The following is a 17693-nucleotide window of genomic DNA, read 5'->3' as shown; positions in this document are numbered from 1 at the left end:
TGGATCTTGCCCAGAACGACCCCCGCTCACCCGTCGGGCCGCAGGTGCGCTCAGTCGCGCTGCGGCCAGGCGACGACCGGGCCCAGCAGCGGGCCGTCCTGGGACAGGCCGTCGCCGTCGCGGAGCACGTCGTGGTGCTCGTGACTGCCTGCAGCGTGGGCCAGCGCGGCCAGCAGCAGGGTCAGCTCGCCGCGGTCCAGCCCGGCGGTGAGGTCGGCCAGGTCGACCGGCTGCCCCTCGGCCAGGCTCGCCGCGGCGCGCAACAGCCGGCGCTCGCCGCCGGTGCCGCTGATCCGGCCCGCGCGCAGCGCGCCGTCGAGGTCGCCCCACTGCACCGCGGCCCACGGGCCGCCGTCGACCGCGTCGCCGTCCAGCGCGATCGACACCAGCCCGGCCGCCTGCAGCCGGGGCAGCCAGTGGCCGGAGTCGGCCAGCAGCAGCACCGCCGCCTCGGCCGCGTAGTCACCCACCGCGGCGCGCAGCAGGGCGCTCTCCAGGTCCAGCAGGTCGAGGTCGACCGCCTGCGGGTCACCGAGCACGGGTGCACCTCCTGTCGTCGGCGTCCACTGTGCACCCGGGGTACGACAGTCCGCCGCGGTCACAGGGCGGCGAGCGCCGCTCTCACCCCGGCGGGGGTGGCGACGACCGCCGCCGCACCCGCTGCCGCCAGCTCGCCGGTCGGCGCGGGACCCCAGCCCGCGCCGAGGCAGGGCACCCCGTGGACCCGGGCGCCCAGCACGTCGTGCAGCCGGTCACCGACGAGCACCGGCGCGACGCCGTCCGGGTGCGCGGCCAGTGCCGCGGCGACGACCTGCTCCTTGTGCCGGACGGCGCCGTCCAGCGTCGCCCCGTGCACGGAGTCGAAGGCGGCCAGCAGCCCCACGTGCTCGAGGATGCGGACGGCGAACGGCTCGGGCTTGCTGGTCGCCACGGCGAGGACGGCACCGCCGGCGCGCAGGTCGGCGAGCAGCTCCGGGACGCCGGGGTACACCGTGACGTCGAACATCGCGCCGGCCGTGTAGTGCGCCCGGTAGGCCAGGACGGCCCGCTCGACGTCGGCACCGGTCAGCCCGAGGGCCTCGGCGAACCCCTCCGCGAGCGGGGGCCCGACCATCGACCGCAGCTGGCCCGGGGTCGGCTCGGGCAGGCCCAGCCGGGCGGCGGCCACCTGGATCGAGGCCCAGATGCCCGGGGTCGAGTCGACCAGCGTGCCGTCGAGGTCGAAGAGCACCAGCCGGCCGGTCTCTTCCCCAGGAGCACCGGAGCTGGTTGTATGAAGTCTCAAGTAGTTCTCCTCGAAGGGACCCCGATGACCCGGACCGCACCCACGCCCACCCGGAGCGCCAGCACCATCCGGGCCGTCCAGGCCGGCGCCGCGCTGTCGGTGGTCGTGCTGCTGTTCCAGTTCGTCACGGCCGGCCAGATGCTGTCGGAGAACAGCGGGGCCCGCGACGGCCACGGTGCCGGCGCGATCGCCCTGCACGTGGTCGGGCTGCTGCTCGTGGTGGCCACCCTGCTGCACGCCCGGGCCGGGGGCGCGCGGTGGCCGGTGGTCGTGTCCGCCGCCGTCTTCGTGGCCGGCTTCGTGCAGGCGGCCGTGGGCGACGGCGGGAACATGGCCGCGCACGTGCCCGGCTCGCTGGTGCTCGCCGTCGGCACGGTGTGGGTCACCGCCTGGGCGTTCACCCGTCAGCCGGTGGCCTGAGCCCGCAGCCAGGCCAGCGCGTCGGCCACCGTCGCCACCGTCTCGACCCCCGGGGGCAGCGGTGGCCGGCGCACCAGCACGACCGGCAGTCCCAGCTCGCGGGCGGCGACCAGCTTGGCCTCGGTGAGGTGACCGCCGGAGTCCTTGGTGACCACGACGTCCACGGCGTGCTCGCGCATCAGCGCCAGCTCGTCGGCGACGCTGAACGGCCCGCGGTCCAACAGCAGCGTCGCCCCGGCCGGCAGCGGCTCGTCGGGCGGGTCGACCGAGCGCACCAGCACCCGGCCGGGCAGCGCGGCGAACGCGGCGACGCCCTGCCGGCCGGTGGTGAGGAAGACGCTCGCGTACCCGGCGACCGCATCGGCGGCCGCGGCCAGCGAGTCGACATGTCGCCATGTGTCCCCCGCATGCGGCGTCCAGCCGGGACGCTGCAGCCGCAGCAGCGGCGTGCCGGAGGCGACTGCCGCGGTGGCCGCCGAGTCGGTGATCTGCGCGGCGAACGGGTGGGTCGCGTCGACGACCGCGCGCGGGCGGTGCTCGGCCAGCCAGCCGGCCAGGCCCTCGGCGCCACCGAACCCGCCGACCCGCACCGGCCCCTCGGGCAGCACCGGGTCGGCGGTGCGCCCGGCCAGGCTGGAGAGCACGTCCACGCCCTCGGCCACCAGGGCCGCCGCCAGGGCCCGCGCCTCGCCGGTACCGCCCAGCACCAGCACCTGCCCGGTCACGCGTGCACCATGTGCAGGATGAGCGAGCTCGCGAGCTCATCAGGGGGCACAGCAGCCCCACGAACGCGGGCGACGAGCGCCAGCGAGGAGCACAGGATGAGCGAGCTCGCGAGCTCATCAGGGGGCACAGCAGCCCCGCGAACGCGGGCGACGAGCGCCAGCGAGGAGCACGAGTGAGCAGGGACGGCAGCGCGGGGCTGCGGCACGGCTGGACGACGGGCGCCTGTGCGACCGCGGCCACCACCGCGGCCTACACCGCACTGCTGACCGGCGAGTTCCCCGACCCGGTCAGCATCGACCTGCCGAACGACAAGCACCCGACCTTCGCCCTGGCCCGGGAGTCCCTGGCCGCCGGCGAGGCGACCGTCGGCATCGTCAAGGACGCCGGCGACGACCCCGACGTCACCCACGGCGCGGTGGTGTCCGCGCGCGTGCTGCTCGGCGAGCCCGGCAGCGGGGTGCGCTTCCGCGCCGGTGAGGGCGTGGGCACGGTGACCAAGCCGGGCCTGCCGCTGGCCGTGGGCGAGCCGGCGATCAACCCGGTGCCCCGCCGGCTGATGACCGAGCACGTCGCCGCGGTCGCCGCCCGCTTCGGCGGCACCGGCGACGTCGTCATCGAGGTGTCGGTGGAGAACGGCGCCGAGCTGGCCCGCAAGACCTGGAACCCGCGGCTGGGGATCCTCGGTGGGCTGTCGATCCTGGGCACGACCGGGGTCGTCGTCCCGTACTCCTGCTCGTCCTGGATCGACTCGATCCGCCGGGGCATCGACGTCGCCCGGGCCGCGGGGCGCGAGCACGTGGCCGGGGCCACCGGGTCGACCAGCGAGCGGGTCGCCCAGGAGCTGTACGACCTGCCCGAGGACGCCCTGCTGGACATGGGCGACTTCGCCGGCGCGGTGCTGAAGTACCTGCGCCGCCACCCGGTGCCGCGGCTGACCGTGGCCGGCGGCATCGGCAAGCTGGCCAAGCTCTCCGAGGGCCACCTCGACCTGCACTCCGGCCGCTCGCAGGTCTCCTTCGCGGTGCTCGCCGACCTGGTCGCCGGCGCCGGGGGCGACGCCGCGCTGGTCGAGGGCGTGCGCGGGGCGAACACGGCGCTGGACGCGCTGCGGCAGAGCCAGGCCGCCGGTCTCCCGCTGGGCGACCTGGTCGCCGCCGGCGCCCGCCGCACCGCCGAGGGCGTGCTGCTCGGCGCCCCGGTCGAGGTCGACGTCGTGGTCATCGACCGCGCCGGCGTCATCGTCGGCCGTGCCTAGGTGGAGTGGATCCGTCGCGCTCACGCCGACGGATCCACTCCGCTCGAGCGTTCCCGCGTCGTCGAGTAGAGGTGGCTGTCGGGGAACTCGCCGGCGGTGAGCACCCGGCCGACGACGACGATCGCCGTCCGCCGGACGCCGGCCTCGGCCACCTGCACGGCGATGTCGGCGAGCGTGCCGCGCAGCACCAGCTCGTCGTCCCGGCTGGCCTTGGCGACCACCGCGACCGGGCAGTCCTCGCCGTAGTGCGCGGCGAGCTCGGGGGCCAGGACGTCCAGGCGCTGCACGGCCAGGTGCAGCACGAGCGTCGCGCCGGTCGCGGCGTACGCGGCGAGGGTCTCCCCCGGCGGCATCGGCGTCGAGCGCGCCGACGTCCGGGTGAGGACGACGGTCTGCGCCACCCCCGGCACGGTCAGCTCGCGCTTGAGCGAGGCGGCCGCGGCGGCGAACGAGGGCACCCCCGGGACGACGTCGTAGGGCACCCCGGCCGCGTCGAGCCGGCGCATCTGCTCGGCCATCGCGCTGTACACCGACGGGTCACCGGAGTGCAGCCGGGCGACGTCGTGTCCGGCGGCGTGCGCGGCCACCAGCTCGGCGGTGATCTGGTCGAGGTCCAGGTCGGCGGTGTCGACCAGCCGGGCGCCGGCCGGGGCGCTGTCGAGCAGCTCGCGCGGCACCAGGGCCCCGGCGTAGAGGCAGACCGGGGACGAGGCGATGAGCCGGGCCGCCCGCACGGTGACCAGGTCGGCGGCGCCGGGGCCGGCGCCGATGAAGTGGACGGTCACCGGGTCACGCTCCAGATCGTCACGGGCATGGCCGGCTTCCAGCCGGTGAAGCCGCCGACCGGTGCGGCCGTGGCGACCTGGATCCGGGTCAGCGAGCCGCCGACCCGCTCCCGCCAGTGCGCGAGCACGACCTCGCTCTCCACGGTCACCGCGTTCACCACCAGCCGGCCGCCCGGTGGCAGGGCGTCCCAGCAGTTCTCCAGCACGCCGGGCACGGTCGCCCCGCCGCCCACGAAGACCGCGTCCGGGGCGGGCAGGTCGCCCAGCGCCTCCGGTGCCCGGCCGCGCACCACCTGCAGGCCGGGGACGCCGAGCCGGGCGGCGTTCTGCCCGACCCGGTGCGCGCGCTCGGGGTCGGACTCGACGGCGACCGCGCGGCACGAGGGGTGCGCCCGCATCCACTCGATGCCGATCGAGCCGGCGCCGGCGCCGACGTCCCAGAGCAGCTGCCCGGGCAGCGGGACCAGCCGGGACAGCGTCACCGCGCGGACGTCGCGCTTGGTCAGCTGCCCGTCGTGGCGGTAGGCGTCGTCGGGCAGCCCGGGCACGGTGGCCAGCGGCACGGTCCCGGGGTCGGCGACCGCCTCGACGGCGGTGATCGTCAGCGGGTCGGTCTGCACGTGCGGCCAGTCCGCCGCCGTCCCGGTGGACCGCTGCTCGGTGGGCCCGCCGAGCTGGGACAGCGCGGTGAGCCGGCTGGCGCCGTACCCCCAGTCGGTGAGCCGGCGGGCGACCTCGGCGGGGGTGCTGCCGTCGGCGCCGAGCACCAGCAGCCGGCGGCCCGGGGACACCTGCGCGGCCAGCAGCTCGACCGGCTTCCAGACCACCGAGACGACGGTGGTCTCCTCGACCGACCAGCCCATCCGCGAGCAGGCCCAGGTCACCGACGAGGGGTGCGGGACGACGTCGACGGCGGCGGCACCGAACCAGCGCACCAGGGTCGTGCCGATCCCGGAGTACATCGGGTCACCGCTGGCCAGGACGACGACGCGGCGGCCGGGGTGGGCGTCGGGCAGCTCGCGCACCGCCAGCGCCATCGGCGAGGGCCACGGCACCCGCTCGGCGGGGACCCCGTCGGGCACCAGGGACAGCTGGCGACTGCTGCCGCGCAGCACCTCGGCCCCCTCGACCGCCCGCCGGGCCGCCGGGGACAGCCCGTCCCACCCGTCGGCACCGATGCCGACGACGGTGACCGTCCACCCCTCGGGCGCGCTCATGCCCTGGTCCGGACGCGGGGACGGGCCTGGGCCCTCACGCGGGCAGCTCGCCCTCGGGGCCGGCGGCCTCGGCCAGCAGCAGCTCGCGCTGCTCGGCGGGCAGCAGGTCGACGTAGACGGTGCCGTTCAGGTGGTCGACCTCGTGCTGCAGGCAGCGCGCCGCCATGCCGGTCGCCTCGATCGACACCGGGTCACCGTGCACGTCGACGCCGTCCACCCGGGCGCGAAAGGCCCGTTCCAGCTCGGCGTAGGGCCCGGGCACCGACAGGCAGCCCTCGTCGGTGACCTCGACCGCGGGCTCGCCGTCCACCGGCTCGAGGACCGTCAGCACCGGGTTCACCACGACCCCGACGACGTCCTCGCCGTCGGCGTCGGGGCAGTCGATGACGAAGACCCGGGCGTCCACGCCGATCTGGTTGGCCGCCAGCCCCACGCCGTCGGCGGCGGCCATGCTGGCGAACATGTCCAGCACCAGGTGCCGCAGGTCCTTGTCGAAGACGGTCACCGGAGCACAGGCACGGTGCAGCACGGGGTTGCTGCCGTAGGTGACGATCGGGCGGGCAACGCCGTCGTAACGGCCGGGCAGGCGCATGACCGCTGATCCTAGGGTCGCGACGCTGCCCTACCGTGGCCGCCGATGCCCACCGCCGCCGCTCGAGCCCTGCCCCCCACCGGGGGCAGCCCCCGACGTCGCACCGGGACGGCCGCCCGGTGAGCCGTGCGACCGCCGCCGGCCTGGCCCTCGGTGCCGCCGCCGACCTGCTGGTCGCCGACCCCCGCCGCGGCCACCCGGTCGCCGGCTTCGGGCAGGCTGCCGCCGCCCTGGAGCGGCGGATGTGGCGCGACTCCCGCGCCGCGGGCGTCGCGTACGCCGGCTTCTGCGTCGGGGCGGCGGTCGGGGTCGGGACGGCGACGTCCCGGCTGACCGCGCAGCACCCGGTGGCCCGGACGGCGGCGACCGCCCTGGCCACCTGGGCGGTGCTCGGCGGCACCTCGCTGGGCCGGGCCGCGGACACCATGGAGCGGCACCTGGCCGCCGGCGACCTGCCCGCCGCCCGGGCGCACCTGTCGACCCTGGCCGGGCGCGACCCCAGCGGGCTGGGCGAGCCGGAGCTGGTCCGGGCCACCGTCGAGTCGGTCGCGGAGAACACCTCCGACGCCGCGGTCGCCCCGCTGTTCTGGGGTGCGGTCGCCGGCCTGCCCGGGCTGCTGGGCTACCGAGCGGCGAACACCCTGGACGCGATGGTCGGGTACCGGTCGGCGCGGTACGCCCGCTTCGGCTGGGCCGCCGCCCGGTTCGACGACGTCGTCAACTGGGTGCCGGCCCGCCTCACCGCCGTCCTCACCGTGCTCACCGCGCCGCTGGCCGGCGGGTCGCCGTCGGGCGCGTGGCGGGTGTGGCGGCGGGACGGCGCCGCCCACCCCAGCCCGAACGCCGGCCGGTGCGAGGCCTCGCTGGCCGGTGCGCTGGACCTGCGGCTGGGCGGGCGCAACGTCTACGGCGCCCGGGTGGAGGAGCGGCCCGTGCTCGGCGACGGCCGACCGCCGGCGCGGACCGACGTCGCCCGGGCCGTCCGGCTCTCCCGCGCGGTCTGGGTCGCTGCGGCCGCGCTGGCGGCGGCGAGCCGGCTCCGCCGTTGACCGATCGCGTGCAGCTGCACGGTCGGTGACCGGGCGCGTACCAACCGACGCGCCATGCGGTTGCGCACGACCGCCTCCGGTCTCGGGTGCATGTGCACCGATCCGGCGGTAACTTGCTGGGGACTGGAGCGGTCGGTCCCGAGGGGCCGATGGGTCGTCACGGTCGAGCGCACGGCTCGGCGGCCCCACCCGAGACGAGGGTGCGTCAGCAGAGATCGGTCGAACACGATGTCCTCCACCTCGGCACTCCCTCGTGCGGCTGAGCCGGGATCCCGCCGGGTCCACCGGGCAGCTGCTCCTCCGGCCGGCACCACCCGGGTGGCCGGCCGCTTCCGCGGCGACCTGACCACCGGGACGTGGTGGTGGTCGCCCGAGCTGCACGACCTGCTCCAGGTGCCCGTCGGCGCGGTGCAGCCCACCGTCCAGTTGCTGCTGTCCCACGTGCACGCCGACGACCGTCCCGCCCTGCAGGAGGCACTGGCCGCCGCCGGGACCTCGGGCGCGCCCTTCGCCCGCGAGTGCCGGGTCCACCGCGGCGACGGCACCGGCCGGACGGTGCTGGTCGTCTGCGAGCCGGAGGCCGACCCGGCCGACGGGGTCCTGGCGCTGTCCGGCCTGGCCGTCGACGTCACCGACGAGCGACCGGCGGGCAGCGACGACGTGGTTCGCCACCTGCAGACCGAGGTGGAGCAGCTCCGCAGCGCGATGGCCAGCCGCGCGGCCATCGAGCAGGCGAAGGGCGTCCTGATGGTGCTGATGAGCTGCGGCGACCAGGTGGCCTTCGACCTGCTGGCGCACATCTCCAGCCACACCCACCGCAAGGTGCGCGACGTCGCCGTCCTGATCATCGACTCGGCCAGCGGACGCAACCCGCTGCCCGACGACGTCCGCGAGATCCTGCACGACGCCTCGCCCCCGCCCCACCCGGCCTGAGCACGCTCCCCCGCCCGTCCTGGTCCCGCGCACGTCGGGCAGGATCGACCGGACCCCGCACCGGTGCGGGCGCGGGACGGGACGGGGGATGACGGCGCGGTGTTCTACCTGCTGGTTCGGTTCGTGCTGCGGCCGCTGGTCTTCGTGGTCTTCCGGCCCACGGTCGTCGGCCGCGAGAACGTGCCGCTGACCGGCCCGGTCATCCTCGCCAGCAACCACCTGTCCTTCATCGACAGCATCGGCATCCCGCTCGTCGCGCCGCGCCGGGTCGCCTACCTGGCCAAGGCCGAGTACTGGCGGGGCCCGGGGTTCAGCGGCTGGGTGTCCCGCACGCTGTTCACCGCCCTCGGCGCGCTCCCGGTCGAGCGCCAGGACCACCGCGCCGCCCAGGCCGCGCTGGACACCGCGATGGGCGTGCTCCGGGACGGCGGCGCGTTCGGCATCTACCCCGAGGGCACCCGCTCCCGCGACGGCCGGCTGGCCCGCGGCAAGACCGGCGTCGCCTGGCTGGCGCTCACCGCCGACTGCCCGGTCGTGCCGGTCGCCGTCATCGGCACCGACCGGGTCCAGCCGATCGGCGCCCGGTGGCCACGCCCGCACAAGGTGTCGGTGACCTTCGGCGAGCCGCTGGTCTTCCCCGAGCACCGCGGCCAGGCCGGCAGCAACCGGGCCCGGCGCGAGGTCACCGACCGGGTGATGGAGTCGATCGCCGCGCTGTCCGGGCAGGAGAAGGCCGGCTGGGGCGAGAAGCCCGACGCGGCGTGACCCGTTCCAGAGCTCCCCGATGAGCGGCGCGCTGCTCGTCGCCGGCACCACCTCCGACGCCGGGAAGTCGGTCGTCACCGCCGGCATCTGCCGCTGGCTGGCCCGCGAGGGCGTGCGGGTGGCGCCGTTCAAGGCGCAGAACATGAGCAACAACTCGATGGTCACCGCCGACGGCGCCGAGATCGGCCGCGCCCAGGTGATGCAGGCCGCCGCCGCCCGGGTCGAGCCCGAGGCCGCGATGAACCCGGTGCTGCTCAAGCCCGGTGGCGACAACGCCAGCCAGGTCGTCGTGCTGGGCAAGGCCGTCGCCGACGTGACGGCGCTGAGCTACCGGCCGATGAAGGCCGCGCTGCTGGAGCAGGCGCTGGCCTGCCTGGCCGACCTGCGCTCCCGGTTCGACGTGGTGGTCTGCGAGGGCGCCGGCTCCCCCACCGAGATCAACCTGCGCGCCGACGACATCGCCAACATGGGCCTGGCCACCGCCGCGCACCTGCCCGTGGTCGTGGTCGGCGACATCGACCGCGGCGGGGTGTTCGCCGCCCTCTACGGCACCGTCGCGCTGATGCCGCCGGCCGACCAGGCGCTGGTGGCCGGGTTCCTGGTCAACAAGTTCCGCGGTGACGTGCGGCTGCTCGCCCCGGGTCTGGACCAGCTGGCCGCGCTCACCGGCCGGCCGACGCTGGGCGTGCTGCCCTGGCAGACCGGCCTGCACCTCGACGTCGAGGACTCCCTCGGGGTCGGCGTCGCCGAACCGGCCGGGCCCCCGCACGGGGAGGACGTGCTGCGGGTCTCGGTCGTCCGGCTGCCGCGGCTGTCCAACTTCACCGACCTCGACGCGCTGGCCGCCGAGCCGGGCGTGCTGGTGCGCTACGCCACCCGCCCGGAGGAGCTCGCCGACGCCGACCTGGTGGTGCTGCCCGGCACCCGGGCCACGGTGGCCGACCTGCGGTGGCTCCGGGAGACCGGCCTGGCCGACGCCGTGGCCCGCCAGGCCGCCGAGGGCCGCGCGGTGCTGGGCATCTGTGGCGGGCACCAGATGCTGGCCCGCACGATCACCGACGACGTGGAGTCCCGGGCCGGCGCCGTCCCGGGCCTGGGACTGCTGCCCACCGACGTCCGGTTCGCCCCGGACAAGACCCTGGGCCGCCCGCTCGGGGCGGCGCTGGGCCACCCGGTGCGCGGGTACGAGATCCACCACGGCGTGGTCACCGTCGACGGTTCCGCGGAACCGTTCCTGGACGGCGCCCGGTCCGGGGCGGTCTTCGGGACGACGTGGCACGGCGCGCTGGAGAACGACGGTTTCCGCCGCGCCTTCCTGGCCGAGGTGGCCGGGATCGCCGGCCGCAGGTTCACCGCCGCGCCCGACACCGACTTCGCCGCCGTCCGCGAGGCCAGGCTGAACGCCCTGGGCGACCTGGTCGTCGAGCACGCCGACACCGACGCCCTGTGGCGGCTGGTCGAGGAGGGCCCGCCGACCGGGCTGCCGGTGATCGGCCCGCACTGACCGGCGCGAGACCTGCGTCCTCGTGGCCTCCTGGGCCGCGGGAGACCACGAGAACGCAGATGTCAGCCCTGCAGCAGGGTCCGCACGTGCTCCGGCCACGGGACGGCGACCCCGTCGGCCACCGCGACGTAGGTCGAGCGCACGACGCAGCAGACCCGCTCGCCCACCCGGACGGTGAGGACCGCGGTGAAGCTGGTGCTGCCCATCCGGTCCAGCTCGGCGTCGACGGTGACCGTGTCGCCGTAGCGGGCCGAGGAGCTCCACTCCAGCGACGCGGCCTTGATCCGCTGGTCCAGGCCGGTGTCGGCGAAGGGCAGCCCGAGCGCGGTCCACCACGCCTCGACCGCCTCGTGCGCCCAGGTCAGGTAGTGGCCGTTGAAGACCACCGCGCCCTGGTCGCACTCGGCGAAGCGGACGGGGGAACTCCAGACGTCGCGCACGCCACGGCACGCTACCGTCGCGGGGTGGACGACTCGACGGTGCTCGCCTCCTACCGCCCGCCCTCGCAACTGGTGCTGGACAAGGAGATCGACCACGTCGACGCGCACTGCGCGGCGTTCATCGGCCTGTCCCCCTTCGCGATGCTGTCCACGGCCAGTGCCGACGGCTGGCCGGAGATCTCCCCGCGCGGCGGCGGCCGGGGCTTCGTGCACGTGCTCGACGAGCACCGGCTGGCCATGCCCGACCGCACCGGCAACAACCGGCTCGACAGCCTGCGCAAGGTGGCGGCCAACCCGCGGGTGGCGCTGCAGTTCTTCGTCCCCGGCTTCGAGGAGACGCTCAAGGTCTACGGGACGACGACGCTCGTCGAGCCCGACGCCCTCGGCATCGACCTCACCGAGTTCGGCAAGCCGCCGCGCTCGGTGATGGTCGTGCAGGTGACCGGCGCCTACTTCCACTGCGCCAAGGCGGTCATGCGCGCGGGCCTGTGGGACGCCGACGCGCAGGTCGACCGCGCGACGTTCACCCCGTTCGGCCAGGTGCTCCGCGACCACTGCGCCCTGGACACCCCGCTCCCCGACGACGCGACCATCCGCGCCGACCTCGCCCAGGAGCTCTAGGCCCGCCTGCGGGGACCCGCCGCTCAGCTCGCCGAGCGGGGGGCCTTCAGGGCTCGGTGGGGTGTTCCCGCTCGGCCTTGCGCTCGGCGACCGCGCGCTGGGCGAGCACGCGCCGGCGCTCGTCGCGGCGACGTCGTTCCGGAGCCCGGTAGCGGGCGTCCTCCACCAGCTGGAACGCCGCGAGCGCACTCGCGCGGACCGCTGGCTGCGCCAGCGCGGTCACCGGCACGTGGACCGGGACGACTGGCTGCACTGTGGTCATCGTTCGACCCTCTCCCCCGAAGCGCCGCCGTGGTGGGGGTCGCCGATAGGAGTGTGGCCCGCCACGGCCCCGCTCAACCGCGGGTGTGACCAGGTCCTCTCCCACCGAGACCGTCCACGGCGAGGATCACACGCGTGTGCTCTCGCAGGTCATCGACGCGCGAGAGGGCGCGGCGCGGCGGCGGCGTGTCGATGGCGGCACGCCGCCGTCCCCCGGGGGCCTATACCGTGACGGCCGTGGCGGGCAGCAACTGGAGAGCACAGCTGGGACGGCTGGCCGTGGCCGTCGTCCGCGAGGGCGTTCGGACCCTGGGCCGCGGCGGGGGGCACAGCGACGGGCCGACCCCCACGCGGGCCCCGCTCCCGGCGCCCGGCCCGATCGCCACCCGGCCCGGTCCGGTCACCGACCACGCCGGCCCGGTGCGGATGGAGTACGCCCCGGTCGACGACGGCGCGCCCGACCCCGGCGAGATCGTCTGGGCGTGGGTCCCGTTCGAGGAGAACGACGGCCGCGGCAAGGACCGCCCCGTGCTGGTGATCGGCCGGGACGGCGGCGCGCTGCTCGGGCTGATGCTCAGCAGCCAGGACCACGACCGCGACGCCGCCGACGAGGCACGACGCGGCCGGCACTGGGTGGACGTGGGCACCGGCCCCTGGGACAAGCAGGGCCGTCCCAGCGAGGCGCGGGTGGACCGGGTGCTGCGGATCGAGCCCGGCGACGTCCGGCGCGAGGGGGCGGCCCTCAGCCGCGCCCGCTTCGACGAGGTCGCCGCCGAGGTGCGCCGCCTCCGCTGATCGGGACCCCGTCGCCCTCCCACCGCTCGCACGGGCGCGGCGGGCCCCTGCGACGGGGCCGCCCGTCGGCTGGATCAGCCCGCCCGTCGGCTGGATCAGCCGCTGTGCCGGCTGCGCAGGTGGTAGACGCCGGCGGAGTCGGTCAGCGGGTGCAGGTCGTAGCGGTGCACGACCTTGGGTCCGTCGTGCAGGTGCACGTGGGTGATCGTGGGCAACGGCTCACCGTGCCGCGCCGCCCGGATGTCCACCCGCCCGTCGAGCGGCCCGCCCACGAAGAGCAGCACGGCGTCGTCCTCGCGCGTGGGGCTCATGGCGTTCTCGGACAGCGGTGCCTCCTCGGTCGGCTGGTCGCGCACCCGGACCAGGGTAGGCGTGCACATGCCGTTCCGGGAGGCCCTGATCAGGACGCGCGTGGACGCAGCAGCCGGGCCAGCAGCGGGGCGGAGAACAGCATCACGAACAGCCGCAGCACCTGGACGGCGAGCACGAACGTCGCGTCGGCGCCGCTCCCCCGGGCCGTGGCGAGCACCGCGTAGAGCCCGCCGGGGGTGGTGGCCAGGTAACCGTCGAGCGGACTGACCCCCGCCGTCCGGGCCAGCACCGCACCGAGCCCCGCGCAGGCGACGACCGCACTGACGATGAGCAGCAGGGCCAGCGGCAGGGCGCGGCCGACCAGCCGCAGGCTCGCCCGGGTGAAGCCGAGCCCGACCTGCAGGCCGATGGCCAGGAACCCGGCGGCCTCCAGCAGCCCGGGCAGCGTCGCGCCCTGGGAGAGCCCGGTCAGGTCCAGGACGGCGGCCACCGCCATCGGGCCCAGCAGCGCGCCCACCGGGATCCGGCTGACCCGGCCCAGGGCCACCCCGACGACGACGCAGACGACGGTGAACAGCAGCCCGGCCGGCCAGCCGGGCCCGTCCTCGGCCGGCGCCGGTCCACTGCCGGCCGACGCGCCGTAGACCGTGGTGGCCACGATCGGCATCGCCACCACGATGAGCAGCACTCGCAGGTACTGCAGGACGGCGACCACCTGCTCGTCGGCGCCGAGGTCGCGGGCCATCGCGGTGATGCCCGAGGCCCCGCCGGCGATCATCGAGAACGCCCCGGTGACCGGGCTGATCCCGCGCTGCAGCCGCATCAGCTGCCCGGCGACCAGGCTGACCCCCAGCGTCGCGACGGTGACCAGCAGGACCGAGAGCCAGTGCTCGCCGATGGTGCGCAGCGTGTCGGTCTGGATCAGCGCGCCGATCGAGACGCCGATGACCGCCTGCGCTCCGGTGCCCGCGTGCCTCGGCAGGGCCAGCCGGGTGCGGCCCAGCAGCGCCCGGCCCAGACCGGCGACCAGCCCGCCGAACAGGGCCGCCGACGGGACGCCGAGCAGGTCGAACGCCACGGCCACCCCGACGCCGACCGCGAGCACCAGCGCCCAGTCGAGCAGCCGCCGTCGCCGTCCGTCGTCCATCGTCGTCCACTCTGCCCGGCGGCCCCGGCTCCGCTGCAGGGCGGGGCGGCCCGCCTACAGGCCCTCGGTGATCCGGCGGAGCTCGGCGACGTGGGCGGCGAAGGCCGCCTTCCCGGCCTTCGTCAGCGCCAGCGAGGTGCGCTGCCGCGAGGCGATGGTGGCCTTGCCGACCTTGACGTAGCCGGCCTCCTCGAGCTGCTTGACGTGCTTGGAGAGCACCGAGTCACTGACGCCCACGGTGTCCCGGACGGCGGCGAAGTCCATGGTGTCGACGGCGGCCAGCAGCCCGCAGATCTGCAGCCGCGGCGGGGCGTGGACGACGGGGTCGAATCGTGGCGCGACGGCAGTCACAGCTGTCCGCGCAGTTCGCGGACGTACAGGGCGCCGAACCAGCGGCTGGTCACCGCTGCGGTGACGCCGGCCACCGCTCCGGCGGCCACCAGCGGCCACGAGCGGTCGTACGCCAGGTGCAGCACGAGCGCCGGGACGACGAACGCGACGTAGACCACGAGGTAGACGTAGGCCGCCTTCCGCGTGCTGCCGCGCCGGAAGCCGTCGACCCAGAAGCCGGTGATCCGCTGGTAGGCGCTGACCAGCCAGCGCAGGCCGGCACCGAACAGCGCCACTGCGGGCAGCAGCATGAACACGTTGCCCACCGCCACGGCGGACAGCAGCCCGAAGACCAGCAGGCCGAGCGCCACGTCGTACCACCAGGGCTGCATCGCCCGGTCCGCCATCGCGGCTCGGTCCGCCTGCAGCGCAGCGAGCTGGGCGGCCGCCGCGTGCGCGTCGGTCACGACCGCGTCGTCCGCTCCGCCCAGCGCACCGCCGGTCACCGCTGGCCCCGCAGCTCGGCGGCGTACGCCCGGTTCCAGTGCCGGCCGAGAAGGGTGACCACGACGCCGAGCACGGCTCCTGCGACCACCATCACCCAGTGCTGGTCGAGGCTCTTCTGGATCACGAAGGCCGGCCCGAGGACCACCAGGACCACCGCAGCCCAGACCCCCAGGTGCGGGCCGTCGATGCTGACCCAGACACCGGTGATGCGCTTGTAAGCCGCGACCAGCGCACCGAGCCCGGCGCAGAACAGCACGACCGCCGGAAAGGTGACCCACAGGGAGTCGAACGCATAGCTGGCCAAGAAGCAGAACAGCAGCACGCCCAGCGCCGGGTCGTACCACCACGGCGGCACGACCCGGTCGGCCAGCGCCGCACGGTCGGCCTGCAGCACGGCCAGCTGGGCCGCGGCGTCGTCCCGGTCGAGCCGGTTGCTTTCCATGTCGGAAAGAGTGGCGCATCACTTTCCATCCCGTCAAGACGTCCCGCCCCTGTCCTGCGCCGGGTCGCCGTGGTCTGATGGACGCGAACTGCGACGGCAGTGGAGGAAGCCCGGTGCGACTCCGGCGCGGTCCCGCCACTGTGAGCCGGCTCCCGAGCCGGTGAGTCAGGAACTCCCGCCGTCGCCTCCTGCCACCTCCGGGCGTGGACACCCGGGGAGAGGACCTGTGCTCTCTTGACCTACCCCTTCGGTGCCGTCGTCGGCATGGACGACCTGCGCCTGGCCCTGCTGCTCAACGCCGTCTCCCCCGCCGTGGGCGGCGTGCTGGTGCGCGGCGAGAAGGGGACGGCGAAGTCCACGACGGTGCGCGCCCTGGCCGCGGTCCTGCCGCCGGTGGACGTCGTCGCCGGCTGCCGCTTCGCCTGCGACCCCGCCGCCCCGGACGCCGAGTGCCCCGACGGCCCGCACTCGGTCGACGACCGCTCGATCACCCGGCCCGCCCGCCTCGTCGAGCTGCCGGTCGGCGCCTCGGAGGACCGGCTGGTCGGCTCGCTGGACCTCGAGCGTGCGCTCACCGAGGGCGTGAAGAGCTTCGAGCCCGGACTGCTGGCGGGCGCCAACCGCGGCGTGCTCTACGTCGACGAGGTCAACCTGCTGCACGACCACCTGGTCGACCTGCTGCTCGACGCCGCCGCCCTGGGCCGGGCCTACGTCGAGCGCGAGGGCGTCTCGGTGCGGCACGCCGCCCGGTTCCTGCTGGTGGGCACCATGAACCCCGAGGAGGGCGAGCTCCGCCCCCAGCTGCTCGACCGGTTCGGGCTCACCGTCGAGGTCGCCGCCCCGCGCGACCCGCAGCTGCGCGCCGAGGTCGTCCGCCGCCGGTTCGGCTACGACGCCGACCCCACCGGCTTCGCCGCCGCCTGGGCGGAGTCGGAGACCGAGCTCGCCTCGCAGATCGCCACCGCCCGCGCCCTGCTGCCCCAGGTCGTGTTGAGCGACGCCGCGCTGCGCCAGGTCACCAGCGTCTGCGCCGCCTTCGACGTCGACGGCCTGCGCGCCGACATCGTCACCGCCCGCGCCGCCATCGCGCACGCCGCCTGGTCCGGGCGCACCGAGGTCACCGAGGACGACGTCCGGGTCGCCGCCCGCCTCGCCCTGCCGCACCGCCGCCGCCGCAACCCCTTCGACGCCCCCGGCCTGGAGGAGGAGACGCTGGAGCAGGCGCTGGCCGACTCCCGCCCCGAGGACGGCCCGGACGACGACCCCACCCCGCCCGAGGGCACCGACCCCACCGACGGCGGCCCCGACGGCTCCGGCCCGGACGGCGGCGCCCCTCCCGAGGGCCATGTTGGCGAACACGGCCCCTCGGACGGCGACCCGTCGGACGGCGGTTCGGACGGCGGCGGCTCGGACGGCGAGCAGGGGCCGACGACGGCGCCGCGGGGTGAGGGCGGCGGGCACACCGACGCCGCACCCGCGCCGGACCAGGCCGCCGTGACCCCGGACGCGCCGTTCCGCGTGCAGCGGCTCGAGGTGCCGGGCATCGGCGCGGGCGCGTCGGGCCGGCGCTCCAAGGCGCGCAGCGAGCGCGGGCGGGTGGTCGGCTCCCGCCGTCCCGAGCACGCGGTCACCAAGCTGCACCTGGTCGATACCGTGCTGGCCGCCGCCCCCCACCAGCGGGCCCGCGGCCGCAACGGCACCGGCCTGCTGGTCGAACGCACCGACCTGCGCCAGGCCACGCTCGAGGGCCGCGAGGGCAACCTCGTGCTGTTCGTCGTCGACGCCAGCGGCTCGATGGGCGCCCGCTCGCGGATGGCCGCGGTGAAGGGCGCCGTCCTGTCCCTGCTGATGGACGCCTACCAGCGCCGGGACAAGGTCGGCCTGATCACCTTCCGCGGCGGCGAGGCCGAGCTGACCCTGCCGCCCACCTGGTCGGTGGAGGCGGCAGCCGCCCGGCTCACCAGCCTGCCCACCGGCGGCCGCACCCCGCTGGCGGCCGGGCTGCTGCGGGCACACGAGACCCTGCGGCTGGAGCGGGTCCGCGACCCGCAGCGCCGGCCGCTCGTCGTCGTCGTCACCGACGGCCGGGCCACCGGCGCCCGCGGCACCGACTCCCTCGGTGAGTCCCGGCGCGCGGCCGCGCTGCTGGCCTCGACCGGGGTGGCCAGCGTCGTCGTCGACTGTGAGTCCGGCCCGGTGCGGCTGGGCCTGGCGGCGTCCCTGGGCGCGGTGCTCGGTGCGCAGACGATGCGGCTGGAGCAGCTGGGCGCCGAGCAGCTCGTCGCCACCGTCCGAGAGGCGGCCTGA

The 17693-nt window shown here is 75.9% G+C and carries 22 protein-coding genes and 1 riboswitch; of the genes, 9 read left to right on the top strand and 13 right to left on the bottom strand.

Annotated elements, in window-relative coordinates; translation table 11 throughout:
- Positions 1-50 precede the first annotated feature (50 nt).
- Together O2W14_RS14250 and O2W14_RS14245 are read right to left on the bottom strand one after the other, a co-directional pair.
- Positions 51-539 carry a hypothetical protein gene (locus O2W14_RS14250; RefSeq protein WP_269176765.1) on the bottom strand — a complete coding sequence of 163 codons (489 nt, stop codon included), beginning with the start codon at positions 537-539 and terminating at the stop codon, positions 51-53.
- Positions 540-598: 59 nt separating this feature from the next.
- Positions 599-1285: an HAD hydrolase-like protein gene (locus O2W14_RS14245; RefSeq protein WP_269176764.1), complete on the bottom strand. Its 687-nt coding sequence runs from the start codon at positions 1283-1285 to the stop codon at positions 599-601.
- A gap of 24 nt (positions 1286-1309) precedes the next feature.
- On the opposite strand from O2W14_RS14245, the gene O2W14_RS14240 reads away from it, so the two are divergent.
- Positions 1310-1705, top strand: coding sequence for a hypothetical protein (locus O2W14_RS14240; RefSeq protein WP_269176763.1), 396 nt, complete (start codon positions 1310-1312; stop codon positions 1703-1705).
- Here the strand turns inward: O2W14_RS14240 and O2W14_RS14235 are convergent.
- Positions 1690-2430: a cobalt-precorrin-6A reductase gene (locus O2W14_RS14235; RefSeq protein WP_269176762.1), complete on the bottom strand. Its 741-nt coding sequence runs from the start codon at positions 2428-2430 to the stop codon at positions 1690-1692. The genes O2W14_RS14240 and O2W14_RS14235 overlap by 16 nt on opposite strands.
- Positions 2431-2603: 173 nt before the next feature.
- Between O2W14_RS14235 and O2W14_RS14230 the strand changes: the two genes are divergently transcribed.
- Positions 2604-3686: a cobalt-precorrin-5B (C(1))-methyltransferase gene (locus O2W14_RS14230; protein WP_269176761.1), complete on the top strand. Its 1083-nt coding sequence runs from the start codon at positions 2604-2606 to the stop codon at positions 3684-3686.
- Between the two features lie 20 nt (positions 3687-3706).
- Here O2W14_RS14230 and cobM read toward each other — a convergent pair whose 3' ends face one another.
- Genes cobM through def form a run of 3 tightly spaced genes read right to left on the bottom strand, consistent with a single transcriptional unit; the run spans position 3707 to position 6280 of the window.
- Complete coding sequence (gene cobM / locus O2W14_RS14225; protein ID WP_269176760.1) at positions 3707-4471, bottom strand: precorrin-4 C(11)-methyltransferase; 765 nt, start codon at positions 4469-4471, stop codon at positions 3707-3709.
- The gene (cbiE, locus tag O2W14_RS14220; RefSeq protein ID WP_269176759.1) at positions 4468-5688 is read right to left on the bottom strand and encodes a precorrin-6y C5,15-methyltransferase (decarboxylating) subunit CbiE; all 1221 of its coding nucleotides are present in this window, start codon (positions 5686-5688) and stop codon (positions 4468-4470) included. Before cbiE ends, cobM begins: the two co-directional genes overlap by 4 nt.
- A 34-nt stretch (positions 5689-5722) precedes the next feature.
- The gene (gene def, locus O2W14_RS14215; RefSeq protein ID WP_269176758.1) at positions 5723-6280 is read right to left on the bottom strand and encodes a peptide deformylase; all 558 of its coding nucleotides are present in this window, start codon (positions 6278-6280) and stop codon (positions 5723-5725) included.
- A 119-nt stretch (positions 6281-6399) separates the two neighbouring features.
- Between def and O2W14_RS14210 the strand changes: the two genes are divergently transcribed.
- The 4 genes from O2W14_RS14210 (at position 6400) to O2W14_RS14195 (ending at position 10531) form a co-directional block, all read left to right on the top strand.
- Positions 6400-7329 carry a cobalamin biosynthesis protein gene (locus O2W14_RS14210; protein ID WP_269176757.1) on the top strand — a complete coding sequence of 310 codons (930 nt, stop codon included), beginning with the start codon at positions 6400-6402 and terminating at the stop codon, positions 7327-7329.
- A gap of 318 nt (positions 7330-7647) precedes the next feature.
- On the top strand, positions 7648-8262 hold the full coding sequence (locus O2W14_RS14205) for a PAS and ANTAR domain-containing protein (RefSeq protein ID WP_269176756.1): 615 nt from the start codon (positions 7648-7650) through the stop codon (positions 8260-8262).
- 99 nt (positions 8263-8361) lie between these two features.
- Positions 8362-9027: a lysophospholipid acyltransferase family protein gene (locus O2W14_RS14200; RefSeq protein ID WP_269176755.1), complete on the top strand. Its 666-nt coding sequence runs from the start codon at positions 8362-8364 to the stop codon at positions 9025-9027.
- 19 nt (positions 9028-9046) lie between these two features.
- Positions 9047-10531, top strand: a complete 1485-nt coding sequence (locus O2W14_RS14195; RefSeq protein ID WP_269176754.1) for a cobyric acid synthase — start codon at positions 9047-9049, stop codon at positions 10529-10531.
- Positions 10532-10593: 62 nt separating this feature from the next.
- Here O2W14_RS14195 and O2W14_RS14190 read toward each other — a convergent pair whose 3' ends face one another.
- On the bottom strand, positions 10594-10971 hold the full coding sequence (locus O2W14_RS14190) for an acyl-CoA thioesterase (protein WP_269176753.1): 378 nt from the start codon (positions 10969-10971) through the stop codon (positions 10594-10596).
- Between the two features lie 24 nt (positions 10972-10995).
- Between O2W14_RS14190 and O2W14_RS14185 the strand changes: the two genes are divergently transcribed.
- On the top strand, positions 10996-11592 hold the full coding sequence (locus O2W14_RS14185; RefSeq protein ID WP_269176752.1) for an MSMEG_1061 family FMN-dependent PPOX-type flavoprotein: 597 nt from the start codon (positions 10996-10998) through the stop codon (positions 11590-11592).
- Positions 11593-11638: 46 nt separating this feature from the next.
- Here the strand turns inward: O2W14_RS14185 and O2W14_RS14180 are convergent, their stop codons facing one another.
- Complete coding sequence (locus O2W14_RS14180) at positions 11639-11854, bottom strand: hypothetical protein (protein WP_269176751.1); 216 nt, start codon at positions 11852-11854, stop codon at positions 11639-11641.
- Between the two features lie 236 nt (positions 11855-12090).
- Here O2W14_RS14180 and O2W14_RS14175 point away from each other — a divergent pair, with 236 nt between their 5' ends.
- Positions 12091-12648 carry a type II toxin-antitoxin system PemK/MazF family toxin gene (locus O2W14_RS14175; RefSeq protein ID WP_269176750.1) on the top strand — a complete coding sequence of 186 codons (558 nt, stop codon included), beginning with the start codon at positions 12091-12093 and terminating at the stop codon, positions 12646-12648.
- 95 nt (positions 12649-12743) lie between these two features.
- Here O2W14_RS14175 and O2W14_RS14170 read toward each other — a convergent pair whose 3' ends face one another.
- From O2W14_RS14170 to O2W14_RS14150, 5 genes are read right to left on the bottom strand one after another with little or no spacing between them, the layout of a single operon-like run.
- Positions 12744-13004 (bottom strand): hypothetical protein, encoded by a 261-nt coding sequence (locus tag O2W14_RS14170; RefSeq protein ID WP_269176749.1) that lies wholly within the window; start codon positions 13002-13004, stop codon positions 12744-12746.
- Positions 13005-13048: 44 nt separating this feature from the next.
- On the bottom strand, positions 13049-14107 hold the full coding sequence (locus O2W14_RS14165; protein WP_269176748.1) for an AbrB family transcriptional regulator: 1059 nt from the start codon (positions 14105-14107) through the stop codon (positions 13049-13051).
- Between the two features lie 54 nt (positions 14108-14161).
- On the bottom strand, positions 14162-14458 hold the full coding sequence (locus O2W14_RS14160; protein WP_269176747.1) for a transcriptional regulator: 297 nt from the start codon (positions 14456-14458) through the stop codon (positions 14162-14164).
- Positions 14455-14904 (bottom strand): hypothetical protein, encoded by a 450-nt coding sequence (locus tag O2W14_RS14155; RefSeq protein WP_269176746.1) that lies wholly within the window; start codon positions 14902-14904, stop codon positions 14455-14457. The genes O2W14_RS14160 and O2W14_RS14155 overlap by 4 nt, the downstream gene beginning before the upstream one ends.
- A 35-nt stretch (positions 14905-14939) precedes the next feature.
- Positions 14940-15386, bottom strand: coding sequence for a hypothetical protein (locus O2W14_RS14150; RefSeq protein ID WP_269176745.1), 447 nt, complete (start codon positions 15384-15386; stop codon positions 14940-14942).
- A gap of 77 nt (positions 15387-15463) precedes the next feature.
- Positions 15464-15583, top strand: a riboswitch (cobalamin riboswitch).
- A 37-nt stretch (positions 15584-15620) separates the two neighbouring features.
- Here O2W14_RS14150 and O2W14_RS14145 point away from each other — a divergent pair.
- Positions 15621-17693 (top strand): putative cobaltochelatase, encoded by a 2073-nt coding sequence (locus tag O2W14_RS14145; RefSeq protein ID WP_269176744.1) that lies wholly within the window; start codon positions 15621-15623, stop codon positions 17691-17693.

Origin of the sequence: Modestobacter sp. VKM Ac-2986 (assembly GCF_026967795.1) — a bacterium.
Lineage (GTDB): Bacteria > Actinomycetota > Actinomycetes > Mycobacteriales > Geodermatophilaceae > Modestobacter.
The sequence above is the reverse complement of the archived record's forward strand: the minus strand, read 5'-3'. Positions and strand labels throughout refer to the sequence as shown.